Annotated in this window: 14 protein-coding genes; all 14 read left to right on the forward strand. The window is 28.5% G+C overall.

What is annotated here, in order from left to right; translation table 11 throughout:
- The first annotated feature begins 87 nt into the window (after nt 1-87).
- The 14 genes from ACYQ1U_RS00240 to hemC all read left to right on the forward strand — a co-directional run bounded on the left by ACYQ1U_RS00240 (nt 88) and on the right by hemC (nt 12,944).
- A complete protein-coding gene (locus ACYQ1U_RS00240) occupies nt 88-465 on the forward strand; it encodes a hypothetical protein (RefSeq protein ID WP_459883150.1) in 378 nt (125 codons plus the stop codon).
- Nucleotides 458-1,138 (forward strand): molybdate ABC transporter permease subunit, encoded by a 681-nt coding sequence (gene modB, locus ACYQ1U_RS00245; protein WP_459883151.1) that lies wholly within the window; start codon nt 458-460, stop codon nt 1,136-1,138. The genes ACYQ1U_RS00240 and modB overlap by 8 nt, the downstream gene beginning before the upstream one ends.
- The gene (locus tag ACYQ1U_RS00250; RefSeq protein WP_459883153.1) at nt 1,125-1,976 is read left to right on the forward strand and encodes an ABC transporter ATP-binding protein; all 852 of its coding nucleotides are present in this window, start codon (nt 1,125-1,127) and stop codon (nt 1,974-1,976) included. The genes modB and ACYQ1U_RS00250 overlap by 14 nt, the downstream gene beginning before the upstream one ends.
- Nucleotides 1,976-2,623 carry a response regulator transcription factor gene (locus ACYQ1U_RS00255; protein ID WP_459883155.1) on the forward strand — a complete coding sequence of 216 codons (648 nt, stop codon included), beginning with the start codon at nt 1,976-1,978 and terminating at the stop codon, nt 2,621-2,623. The genes ACYQ1U_RS00250 and ACYQ1U_RS00255 overlap by 1 nt, the downstream gene beginning before the upstream one ends.
- A complete protein-coding gene (locus ACYQ1U_RS00260) occupies nt 2,610-4,262 on the forward strand; it encodes a sensor histidine kinase (RefSeq protein WP_459883157.1) in 1,653 nt (550 codons plus the stop codon). Before ACYQ1U_RS00255 ends, ACYQ1U_RS00260 begins: the two co-directional genes overlap by 14 nt.
- Before the next feature lie 110 nt (nt 4,263-4,372).
- Nucleotides 4,373-4,927: a cytochrome c3 family protein gene (locus tag ACYQ1U_RS00265; RefSeq protein ID WP_459883158.1), complete on the forward strand. Its 555-nt coding sequence runs from the start codon at nt 4,373-4,375 to the stop codon at nt 4,925-4,927.
- A gap of 130 nt (nt 4,928-5,057) precedes the next feature.
- Complete coding sequence (locus ACYQ1U_RS00270; protein ID WP_459883159.1) at nt 5,058-5,477, forward strand: thioredoxin family protein; 420 nt, start codon at nt 5,058-5,060, stop codon at nt 5,475-5,477.
- Nucleotides 5,474-7,951, forward strand: a complete 2,478-nt coding sequence (locus tag ACYQ1U_RS00275) for a cytochrome c biogenesis protein (protein ID WP_459883160.1) — start codon at nt 5,474-5,476, stop codon at nt 7,949-7,951. Before ACYQ1U_RS00270 ends, ACYQ1U_RS00275 begins: the two co-directional genes overlap by 4 nt.
- Complete coding sequence (locus ACYQ1U_RS00280) at nt 7,948-8,418, forward strand: PhnA domain-containing protein (RefSeq protein ID WP_459883162.1); 471 nt, start codon at nt 7,948-7,950, stop codon at nt 8,416-8,418. Before ACYQ1U_RS00275 ends, ACYQ1U_RS00280 begins: the two co-directional genes overlap by 4 nt.
- A 1-nt stretch (nt 8,419) precedes the next feature.
- Nucleotides 8,420-9,679 (forward strand): glutamyl-tRNA reductase, encoded by a 1,260-nt coding sequence (gene hemA / locus ACYQ1U_RS00285; protein ID WP_459883163.1) that lies wholly within the window; start codon nt 8,420-8,422, stop codon nt 9,677-9,679.
- A 13-nt stretch (nt 9,680-9,692) separates the two neighbouring features.
- A complete protein-coding gene (gene hemE / locus ACYQ1U_RS00290; protein WP_459883164.1) occupies nt 9,693-10,730 on the forward strand; it encodes a uroporphyrinogen decarboxylase in 1,038 nt (345 codons plus the stop codon).
- Nucleotides 10,730-11,710, forward strand: coding sequence for a porphobilinogen synthase (gene hemB / locus ACYQ1U_RS00295; protein ID WP_459883165.1), 981 nt, complete (start codon nt 10,730-10,732; stop codon nt 11,708-11,710). The genes hemE and hemB overlap by 1 nt, the downstream gene beginning before the upstream one ends.
- A 9-nt stretch (nt 11,711-11,719) precedes the next feature.
- Entirely contained in the window at nt 11,720-11,977 is a 258-nt protein-coding gene (locus ACYQ1U_RS00300; protein WP_459883166.1) for a hypothetical protein, read from the forward strand.
- A gap of 91 nt (nt 11,978-12,068) precedes the next feature.
- Nucleotides 12,069-12,944 (forward strand): hydroxymethylbilane synthase, encoded by an 876-nt coding sequence (gene hemC, locus ACYQ1U_RS00305; protein WP_459883168.1) that lies wholly within the window; start codon nt 12,069-12,071, stop codon nt 12,942-12,944.
- Nucleotides 12,945-12,969 lie beyond the last annotated feature (25 nt).

Consider the following 12,969-nt stretch of genomic DNA (forward strand, 5'->3'; position numbering starts at 1 on the left):
CAAGTGGCCAAGTTCCAAGTGGAAAGTGGAAAATGAGAAATGTAAAATTATTTCAATAACTAATATACCAAATTAAAAAGGTTGAAATTGAATAAAATAATTGCTATTTTAAAAGAGATAAAGGGGTTGGATAATATTAACCTTTTAACTTTTGAATTAAAAGATAATATCATTAAAGTATTAATTCTTCAAAGAAATATGGACTTAAAAATTGGTCAAAAGGCAGTTTTAAGTATAAAACCTACAAAGCTTTTTTTATCAAATAAACCTTGTGATTTTGAAAATGTTTTAAAAGTTAAAATAAAAGAAATAACAAAAGGTGAACTAGTTTCTTTGGTTAATTGTGATTTGGAGGGAGAAGAAGTTGAAGTTATGATGCTTAGTAGCAAAGTAAACTTTAAAGATGTTGCATATTTAATGTTTAAAGCATGTGATATATCTATTTCGGAGATAATTAATGATTAATTTTACTCCTTTTTTTATTTCATTTAAATTAGCTTTTTTTGTGACAATAATTTTATTGATAATAGGCATACCTTTTGCTTGGTTTTTGGCTAATACTAAATCAAAAATTAAACCAATTTTAGAAGCAATTACTGCACTTCCTATAGTGCTGCCTCCATCAGTTTTGGGGTTTTATCTTTTGGTTTTTTTATCAACTAATTCTTTTTTTGGTAAGTTTTTTTGGGATTTTTTTCATCTTAAACTGGTTTTTACTTTTGAAGGATTAGTAATAGCGAGCTCAATTTATTCATTTCCATTTATGATACAACCGCTTCAAAGTGGGTTTGAGAGTATAAATAAAAATATAATTGAGGCTTCTTATGTTAGTGGAAAAGGAAAATTACAAACTTTGTTTAAAGTGGTTTTACCAAATATGAAAAACTCTCTGCTTACAGCTATAATAATTACTTTTGCTCATACTGTTGGAGAATTTGGAGTTGTATTAATGGTTGGAGGTTCAATTCCTGGAAAAACAGAGGTAGCAAGTGTTGCAATTTATAATTTTGTAGAAATAATGGACTATAAAAATGCACATATTTATAGTGCTATTATGCTTATAATAAGTTTTTTAGTCCTTTTGATAGTATATATATTTAATAATAAACATAAAAGAAGAGTAAATGATATTTATTGATATAAAAAAGAAATTATTTGCAGTTAACGGGGAGTTAGAATTAAATTTTAAGCTTCAATTAAAAAAAGGTGATTTTTTGGCAGTTTTTGGAGAGAGTGGTAGTGGTAAGACAACTTTTCTTAGGATTATTGCAGGACTAGAGAGAGCAAAAGGTAAAATAGTAGTTGATAATGAAATATGGCTAGATACTAATAGATTCCTTCCTCCTCAAAAAAGAGAAATAGGTTTTGTTTTTCAAGATTATGCTCTTTTTCCTAATATGAGTGTGATTGAAAATTTGCTTTTTGTAAAAAATGATAAAAAATTAGCCTATAAACTATTAGAGATGACAGAAATTGAAAATCTTAAAAATAGATATCCGAGTACTTTAAGTGGAGGACAGAAACAAAGAGTGGCTTTGTGTAGAGCTCTTATGAGAAAACCTAAAATACTTTTACTTGATGAGCCTTTTTCTGCTCTTGATCCTAAAATTAGAGAAAAACTTCAAAATGAAATATCGTTTTTACATAAAGAGTTTAATCTTACTACTATTATGGTTTCTCACTCTCCTAGTGAAATTTATAGGCTTGCAAATAAGATGATAGAAATTAAAAAAGGAGAAGTTACAATTGGCTCGCCTACATCACTACTTTTAAAAACGAAAGGCAGTGAAAAATTTTCAATAGAGGGGGTAATTGTTGATATAATTAAGGCCGATGTTTTAAAACTTGCAGTAGTAAGTATTGGTAATAGAATTGTAGAGATTGTAGTAACTGAAAGTGATAATTTAAAAGTTGGAGATAAAGTTATAATATCTACAAAAGCATTTCATCCAAATATTCATAAAAAGGAAGAATAGTGAAGATTTTACTTGTTGAAGATGATACATTTATTGGTGAAACAGTAAAAGATTATTTTGAATTGCAAGGAAATAGAGTTGATTATTACTGTTCTCCTGTAAAAGCTTTAGAAGAAATATATCCTAGTAATTATGATATTTTTTTAATTGATATAAATATGCCTGGAATGGATGGTTATAAATTTTATGAAGAACTTAAAAACTATGCAAGTGATGTTCCTGTAATATTTATTACTGCATATTCTGATATAGATCATATAGAAAAAGCATTTGAAATTGGGGCAGCTGATTATATTAAAAAACCATTTGAACTTAAAGAATTAGAACTTAGAATTAAAAGACTTGTTTTTAAAAAGACAAATGATGTAAAAATTACTGATAATTATAGGTTTGATTTAAATAAATTAAAGCTTTTCTACAAAAATGAAGAAGTAGAGCTTACTCAAAATGAGAAATATTTTTTAGAAATTTTAGTTAAAAATATTGGGCAAGTTGTAGATAATGAAACTTTAAGAGATTATGTATGGGATGGTAAAGATATATGTTCAAATACTATTAGAACTCATGTAAAAAAACTTAGAAATAAATTAAAAGAGAATTTTATAAAAAATGTAAGAGGGAGCGGTTACAAAATTGAAAAACAATGATTTTAAATTTGATATTACAATTGCATTTGTAATTTTTGCATTTTTGATTGTTGTAAGTGTTACATATACGGCTATTTATATTTTTACAAATTTAACTACTGAAGAGTTTAAGGATAAAGTTAGGCTTGCTGCGAAAAATATGTATTATATTTATAGACAAAAAGAAAATGTTATAAAAAATACTACTATTGCTTTATCAAAAAATGATATTTTTAATTCAAAATTTAACATAAACCCTACCATAATTGAATCAGTATTTAAAACGATGCTTTATGCAAATTCAGATATTAATGAACTTAATTTTTATAATAGATATGGAAAGCTAATAATCGGTTGTGAAAAATTAAATAATGATATTGTTTGTTATGAGAAGTACAGAAGATTAAATATTATAGATTTTAAAGATAAAGAAAAAGGTCTTTTGTTTAAGGAAATTTTAAAAAATAAAGGTGTGGAATATATAGCAATTGAACCTGTAAATAAAAGAAAAGTAGGTTTTATAGAAGTAAAATCTCTTATTAAGTTTGAAAAGCAAGAAAACTCTTTTTATAATTTAATGGTAATTGATAGTAAAGGGGAAATATATTACTCAACGTCTCCTACTTACTCAGCAAAAAGCATTTATGATTTATACAATTATTTTCTTGGGGATAAAATATTAAAAACTAAAGAAGGTTTTGTAAGTGATGATATTTATGTAAAAGAGTTTTCTCCAAATATTAAATTTATTTTTATTCAAAATAAAAGTGTAATTAGCAAAACAAATAAAGCTTCTCAAAGAATAGCTTTTGTTATGATTATTATTTCGATTTTTGTTGCAATTCCTCTTGGAATATTTTTTTCAAGACCACTTTATAGATTTTATGAAGAGTTAGATAGAAGAGTAAAAGAAGAGATTGAAAAAAGAAGACATAAAGAAGAGCTTTTATTTCATCAAAGTAAGTTAGCAGCACTTGGTGAAATGCTTGGAAATATTGCTCATCAGTGGAGGCATCCTTTAACGAGACTCTCTTTGCTTATTCAAAATCTTGAAATGGCATATAAGATGAATAAACTAGATTTACAAAAGTTTGAAAATTTTAAAGAAAATGCAATGATGCAAATAAACTATATGTCTCAAACTATTGATGATTTTACAAATTTTTTTAAAAAAGATACAAACAAGCAAGAGTTTTGTCCTAAAGATATAATAGAAGATGCTTTAAAACTAATTGATGCAAGACTAAAACAAAATAGAGTTGAGGTAGAAATTGAAGTAAAAAAAACAGAACCTATTTACGGGTTTAAAACAGAGTTTTCTCAAGTAATTTTAAATATATTAAATAATGCTATAGATGTACTTAAAGAAAGGAATATTGAAAACAAAAAAATTTGGATTAGAATTGATGGTAAAAAAATAGAGATAGAAGATAACGCAGGTGGAATACCAGAAACAATTAAAGATAAAATTTTTGAGCCTTATTTTACAACAAAATTTCAATCTCAAGGTACGGGTATAGGACTTTATATGAGTCGAGTAATAATTACGCAACATTTTAATGGAGATATATTTGTTAGAAATTCTGAGAGAGGAGCAGTGTTTACTATTCAATGGTCAATGGAAGAAAATAATATAGAATTTAAAGGGGAGAATAAGTAATATTAATTTTCATTAATTATTTTAATTTACATCACACTTAGTTCTTCATTTAGATGGCACTTTTTAGGCACTTAAAGTTAATATAATCCAAATTAAAAAAGGGCGAAGTAATGAAGAAATCTACATTAGGAGCACTGATTATAGGTGCTGTTATTGGTCTTGGTATTTCTTACGTAACAGCAATAATGGTAGATAAAACAGGTACTCCTGAGTTTTGTGCTAGTTGTCATACAATGAAACCCATGGTTGAGAGTTTTCATTTTAGTGTTCATGGAGGGAATAATAAAGCTGGTTTTGCTGTTCATCACTGTACAGATTGTCACTTGCCAAAAGAATCATTAATGGGATATTTAATTGCAAAAGGAATTAGCGGTACAAAAGATGCACTATCTGAGTTTGGAATTATTAAAAGGGTAGATTTTAAAGAGAATTTTTGGGAAATGAAACATTACGTATATGATAGCGCATGTCTTAGTTGTCACCATGGGATAAAAGAACCTGAAAAATCAGTAGGGCTTGCTGATAATGTAAAAGAACTTCATCAAAAATATTACTGGGATGCTAAAAAAGCAGGAAAAGATGTAAGTTGTGTAAGTTGTCATAACGATTATACTATGTCTCATTTTGCTCATCCAAATCTTCTTGAATCATTACAAGATAAATAACTACTTAACTCCTTTTCTCCGCTTTTTTGTTGTTTTTTCTTATTTAGTGCTTTTAATTTTCTTATTTAACAATTTTAATATTTATTTAATGTAATATTTTTGTTACAATATCCTAAAAAAAGGCGTAAATATGAGGAAAATTATCTTTTTTTTAGTAGCTACATTTTTATTTGCATTAGATTGGAGCGGGAAAGTTAATTGGGCTATGAGTTATGATTTAGCAAAACAGCTTGCAAAAAAACAAAATAAACTAATTATGGTAGATGTTTCTCTTACTAATTGCCCTCCGTGCAAGTATTTGGCTACCAAGGTTTACACTAATGATGAGGTGACTGAGTTTATAAATAAAAACTTTATTCCAGTTTTTTATTTAGCAGACCAAGATACATTACCAGTAGAAGTCCAAAATTATTTTACAGGCTCTACTCCTACTATTATGTTTATTAAACCAAATGGCGCTCTTTTGTACTCTTTTATAGGTGCAAGACCACCTAAAGTTTTTTTGGAAATATTAAAGACAGTAAAAGAAAAATATAAGGATGCCAAATGAGAGAAATTTTAAGAAAACTTAGTAATATCTTTTTTTCTATTGAAACAGCTGTAGTGTTGTCGCTTATTTTTATGGTAGGTCAAATTTATGCTACTCTTGGTTTTTCTACACTTGAACAAGCTTGGTTAGGGGTTTATGAAACTAAATGGTTTGAAGCATTAATGTGGCTTCTTGGAATTAACTTAGTTGGAATACTTTTTAAATATAAAACTTATCAAAAAATACCTATTTTTATATTACATATGTCAATTATTGTAATTTTAATAGGTGCAGCAATTACTAGATATTTTGGTTATGAAGGAACTCTTCATTTAAGAAATGGAGAAACAAAATCTGTCTTAATGGTTCAAAGAAGCAAAAGTAATCCAGCAGATGTTTATCCTAAAGAACTTGGGTTTAGCGTAAAACTTGATAAATTCGTATTAAGACACTATCCTGGGAGTATGCAACCAAGTAGTTATGAAAGTTTTGTTACTGTAATTGATGGAGATAAGACATTTGCTTATCATATTTATATGAATCATATTCTTGTTTATAAAGGATATAGATTTTATCAAGCAAGCTATGATATGGATGCAAAAGGTAGTATTTTATCAGTAAATCATGACCCTGGTATGTGGGTAACATATTTTGGTTATTTGCTTTTGGCTATTGGGTTTTTCTTAAGTATGTTTTATAGAAAGAGTAGATTTATGCTGACAATAAAAAAATTAAAACAAAGTGGTCTTTTTAGTCTGTTTTTAGTGTTGTTTTTTGGTTTGCATGCAAATGCATTTGATTTAAAAGAATTTGCACAAAAATCAAAAGCTGTTAGTGATGAGTGGAGTAAAATATTAGTACAAAAAAGTGGAAGAATTGAGCCTATGGATACTCTTGATTTAGATATTGTTCATAAACTTACACTAAAGTCAAAAATGTATGGGCTTAATTACAATCAAATAGTAGCAGGAATGATTGCATTTCCAAATGAATTTCAAAAAATTCCTTTAATTTATATAGGGCATCCTGAAATTAGAAAGTTACTTGGAATTAGTGGTAAATATGCTTCTTATAATGCATTTTTCTTACCAAATGGAGAGTTTAGGTTTAGTAAAGAAATTGATTTAGCGTTTAAAACACCTGATAAAGATAGAACTAAAGTGCAAAGAGAATGGATAAAAATCAATGAAAGAGTTTATGTAGCTTTTCAAGTATATACAGCTCAGATTTTTAAAATTTTTCCAACACCAAGTTCTAAGCAAATGAATTATAGATGGTTTAGTATTGCTGATTTAGAACAAGCTGTTAAAGCTGGAATTATGAATCCAATTGATGCTCAGTTTTATTTTAATCTGTTTAGAGACTTAGCTTTTGGTATAAAAGAATTTGATGTAAAAAAAGTTCATGATACAAGAGTAAAAATTTATGAACTTCAAAAAAGTTATTCAAGCGAAGTTTTACCAAGTCAAAACAGAGTTAAATGGGAAATAACATATAATAGATTGCAAGTATTTCCTGCACTTATTGGAGTTTATAGTACTTTAGGGTTAATTGCAATTATTTTAGGATTTATTGAAATTTTAAGAGTAAAAAGATATAAAAAAGTTGAATTGTTAATTTTAGGTTTAAGTTATTTAGGTCTTTTAGCTCATACAGCAAATATGCTTTTAAGATGGTATGTTGCAGGGCATGCTCCATGGTCAGATGCTTATGAGTCAATTGTGTTTATTGCTTGGGGTAGTGCTTTTGCTTCACTTGTTTTCTTTAGAAGGTCTATGTTAGCTCTTGGGGCAGGTCTTTTTGTGGCTGGTATGTTTATGATGGTTGCACACTTGAATAATATTAATCCTCAAATTACAAACTTAGTACCAGTTTTAAAATCATATTGGCTTTTAATTCATGTTGCAGTAATTACATCAAGTTATGGATTTTTAGGTGTTGGTAGTATGCTAGGACTTCTTAATCTAATTCTTTTTGCTTTAAGAAATAAAAAGGACCTTGATAATCAAATAAAGCAACTTAATAATATAATTTATATTTCTCTATATATTGGACTTGCAATGCTAAGTATTGGTACTTTTCTTGGTGGTGTATGGGCAAATGAATCTTGGGGTAGATATTGGTCATGGGACCCTAAAGAGACATGGAGTTTAATTACGATGATTGTATATGCAATTGTAATTCATACTAAAATGATTCCTAAAATGAAAGGAGAATTTATCTTTTCATTATTATCATTTTTAAGCTTTTTCTATGTGTTAATGACATATTTTGGAGTAAACTTTTATATTGCTCAAGGGCTACATAGTTATGGACAAGGTGTTGCTGATGGGTATTGGTGGATTAATGTTATATTTGCTGGAATGGGAGCTTGGTTTGCTACTCTCGTATTTGGTGTTGCACAAGCTATACTTCAAAGGGTATCAAAACCAATTGTAACTCTTAAAGAAGATCAAAAAAATGATTATCATCCAGAATATAAGGAGAATAAATGATTTGTGATTTATGTGAAAGTGATATAGAAGTTTTACCTTTTAGAATAGAGCCTAAAGATGAATATGTGAATTTATGCAAAAAGTGTAGAACTCAAATAGAAACAGGAAAACTTGAAGAAAATCATTTTCAATGTTTAAATGATTCAATGTGGAGTGAAAAGAGTGCTGTAAAAGTTTTAACTTACAGACTTCTTAAGAAGTTAAAAAGAATTGATTTAATTGATATGATGTATTTAGAACCTGAGGAACTGTCTTGGGCTGAGATGGAGGCTGAAGAAAAGTTTGACTGTGTAGGTAATAAGTTAAATAATGGTGACAATGTAATGGTAATTAAAGACTTGCCAGTAAAAGGTGGGGATACTATAAAAAGAGGAACTATTTTTAAAAATATTCGTCTAGGTGATACACCAGGTCACATTTTGTCAAAAAATATTTATATAAAAACGGAGTTTATTAAAAAGGTTTAAGATGTATTATGTAATAAGCTTTAATTACCGAAATTCAGATGTAACTTTAAGAAGTAAATTAGCAAAACTATCTCTTGAAGATTTTAAAGAGTTTAAGGAAGTTTTGCTTCTTTCTACTTGTAATAGAATTGAAGTTATTTTTGATAAAAAAAGAGATTTGAATGAACTTTATGATAAAGTATTTTATAAAGTTATAACCCCAAAAGAGATGGTAAAAGCTGAGATTTATGAAGATGATGCAGCAATAGAACATATTTTCAAAGTAGCTGCTAGTTTAGATTCTATGGTAGTTGGTGAAACACAAATAACCGGACAGTTAAAAGAAGCTTTTTTAGAAAGCTATGAAAAGAATTTTATAGCGCAAGATTTAACAAGACTTATTCATTTTTCATTTAAATGCGCTAAAAAGGTTAGAAATCAAACAAATATTTCAAGTGAACCAGTTAGTGTAGCTAGTATTGCAGTTAGAAGAGCAAAAGAGGAATTAAATGATCTAAGTGGATATAGTGCTATAGTTGTAGGAGTTGGAGATACAGCTAGAATTGTATGTAAAAATTTAATAAAAGATGGAGTTAATATTATTTTAGTAAATAGAACGGTAGAAAATGCAATTGCTCTTAAAGAAGAGCTTGGCGATGAGGTCAATATTGATGTACATTCTCTTGAAACACTTCCAAAACTTATAAATAATTATAGACTTCTTTTTTCAGCTACTGCTTCAAATTATCCTGTAATTAGAAAAGAATTTATAAAACCAACTAAATTTAAAAGACTTTGGTTTGATTTAGCAATACCAAATGATATAGAAGATATAGGATGTGTAGATATAAAAATAATAAAAGTGGATGATTTAAAAGAGATTAGCGAAAAAAATATGCAAAAAAGACAAAAAGAACTTGAAGCAGCTAATGAAGTAGTAAAAAAATGTGTAGAAGAGTATAAAAAGTACTTACAATCTGTATCAATTGAACCTGTTATTAAATTTTTGCAGGATAAAGCTAGGGAGTGTTCTAAAAGAGCATTAAAAAATGCAATCAAAAAGCACTACATTCCAGTAGAGCTTGAAGAAGAGGTAGAAAAGCTACTTCATAATGCATTTAAACGATTTTTACATCATCCAAATATGACTCTTAGAAAAATGGCAGATAGTGCAGAAGTGGATTTATTTGTATCCATAATAAAAAGACTTTTTGGTGAAAATGATTTACAGATGGATATGAATAAGTGTGAGTATCATATGGAAAAAGGTATTTTTAAATAGAAAAGGAGAAAAAATGAGTAAAATTTTTATAGATGCTTGTTTTGGAAAAGAGACTGAGTATTCGCCTGTTTGGATGATGAGACAGGCTGGAAGATATTTGCCTGAGTATATGGATGTTAGGAAAAAAGCCGGTGATTTTTTAACAATGACAAAAAATCCTGAAATGGTAGCAGAAGTAACTATTCAGCCAATTGATATACTTGATGTTGATGCAGCAATACTTTTTAGTGATATTCTTAATCTTCCAATGGAAATGGGTCTTCCTCTTAGGTTTGAAAAAGGAGTAGGACCTGTGTTTGATAAGACTATTTCAAGTGAAGAAGATATTGATAAACTTGATGTAAAAGCAGATGAGAAGATAAGTTATGTATATGAAGGAGTAAAGCTTATTAAAGAAAGGTTACCAGAAAACAAAGCATTAATAGGATTTGCTGGAAGTCCTTGGACTATTGCCACTTATATGGTTGAAGGAAGAGGAAGCAAACAATATGCAAAAATTAAAAAAATGCTATATTCTGATCCGATGGTATTACATAGACTTCTTGCATTTAATACAAAAGAAACGATTGAGTATTTATTTAAACAGATTGAAGCTGGTGCTGATGCTGTTATGATTTTTGATAGTTGGGGTGGAGCGCTTGAGAAGGATAAGTTTTTTGAATTTTCATGGAATTATATGAAAGAAATAGCAAGAAAATTAAAAGAAAAGTATCCTAATATTCCAGTTATTGGATTTAGTAAAGGTGTTGGGCTTTATATGAGTGATATGGATGGAGACTTTGATGTAATTGGTATTGATTGGAATACACCAATGGATTATGCACTTGGTATTTTTAAAGATAAATATACACTTCAAGGAAATATGGATCCAACTAGACTTTATAGTAAAAGTGCAACTCGTGAAGCTGTTGAGAAAATAGCAAAAACTATGAAAGGTCATAGACATATATTTAATTTAGGTCATGGAATTTTGCCAGATGTACCGGTTGAAAATGCAAAGTATTTTGTAGATTTGTGTAAAGAAGTTAGTAGAAAACTTAAGGAGCAGTAATGAATTTAAGACGCCTAAGGTTAAATAGCAATATAAGGGATTTAGTTAGAGAAAACTATATTACAAAAAATGACCTAATTATGCCAATTTTTATAAAAGAAGGACTTGATGGAAAAAATGAAATAAAATCAATGCCAGGAATTTATCAATTTGGAGAGAATAGTTTTTTAGATGAGGTAAATGAGTGTATTGAACTTGGGATTAAAGCTGTAATTCTTTTTGGTATTCCAAAACTTAAAGATTCTTGTGGAAGTGATGCTCTTGATGAAGAGGGGTTAATTGCTAGAAGTATTAGAAAAATTAAAGAGACTTTTGGTGATAAAATTACTGTTATAACTGATCTTTGTTTTTGTGAATTTACGGACCATGGACATTGTGGAATAATAAATCCAAACTTAAAAACTGTTGATAATGATGCTACACTTGGAATTAGTGCAAAACAGGCTTTAATTCACGCTGGGGCTGGAGCTGATATGATAGCACCAAGTGGGATGATGGATAACATAATTGAAGCTTTAAGAAGTGCACTTGATAGTAATGGTTATAAACATATTCCTATTATGAGTTATTCTACTAAATTTGCATCTGCTTTTTATGGTCCATTTAGAGATGCAGCTGAGAGTGCACCATTAGCAAATGAATATTTACCAAAAGACAGAAAAACTTATCAAATGGATATAGCAAATTCAAGAGAGGCTTTACTTGAAAGTCTGATTGATGAATCTGAGGGAGCTGATATTTTAATGGTAAAGCCTGCGTTATCATTTATGGATGTTATAAAAACAATAAAAGAAAATACACTAAAACCTTTATGTGTTTATAATGTAAGTGGTGAATATTCAATGGTAAAAGCGGCTTCAATGAATGGATGGATGGATTATAACAGCTTAATGATGGAAATTTTAACTTCATTTAAAAGAGCCGGGGCTGATATGATTATTAGTTATCATAGTAAGGATGCGGCTAAATTATTAAGTTAAAAGTGTAAAATGGAAAGTGAAAAATTTGAATATATTAAAGAAGAGATTATAACTTATAGGGAATTATTAAAGCTTTTTGTTTTAATAGAAATTGCTATTTTAGGTGGAAGTTTAAATTTAATTTTAGATATTTTTAAAAATTTTTCAATGACAGAGTTTATATTCGTAGTAGTAGGATTCATAAGTTTTTTAATAAATTTGGTTATAATTAAGAAAATTTGGCAAAAATTATATGAGTATAAATTTATTTTAAAGGATAAACAATGATTGAGGTTATATTGTATTTTATGAGCTTTGTTATGATGATAGGATTTTTATATATGTTATATTTTTTATCAAATCCACCAAAGGATGTTAAATGAAACTTACAATTGCAACTCGTGGTAGTAAATTAGCTTTGTGGCAAGCTGAATGGGTTAAAAAAAGACTTGAAAATCTTGGACATGAAGTAGATTTAAAAATTGTAACAACAACAGGGGATAAAATTCTTGATAAACCTCTAGCAAGCATTGGAGGTAAGGGGTTATTTATTAAAGAAGTTGAAGAAGCTCTTCTTAGAGGTGAAGCACAAATAGCAGTACATTCGTTAAAGGATTTTCCAACTCAATATGATAAAGAACATTTCACTCTTGCTGCAATTCCAAAAAGAGAAGCGGTTGAAGATGTGTTTTTATCACAAAACTATGAAACTTTAGCTGAACTTCCTCATAATGCAGTTGTTGGTACAAGCTCAATTCGTAGGGCTATGCAACTTAAAGCATTTAGAGATGATTTGGTTATAACTGACCTAAGGGGAAATGTAGATACAAGAATCAATAAACTAAAAAATGGTGAGTATGATGCTATTATTTTAGCTTATGCAGGAATTAAAAGACTGGGGCTTACAAAAGAAATAAAATATTTTGAAATATTAGATACAGATATTATGATACCTGCTATGGGTCAAGGTGCGCTTGGTATTGAAACTATAAATGATGAAAAAGTAATTGAAGCGGTTAGACCTTTAAATGACTTTAGGACTCAAGTTGAAGTTACGATAGAGAGAGATTTTGTAGATGAGTTAAATCTTGGGTGTCATGCACCAGTTGGTGTGAATGCGAAAATAATGATAGATGATTCAATTAAAATAAAAGCAGCTTTACTAAAAAATGATAAATTAGTTAAAAAAGAGCTTGTAATATCATTTGATGAGTGGCAAGAAGCTGGAAGAGAATTTGCGAGAGAATTTAAATGAATTGAGAATGGAGAATGGAAAATGA

It is taken from the genome of Caminibacter profundus, assembly GCF_054657155.1.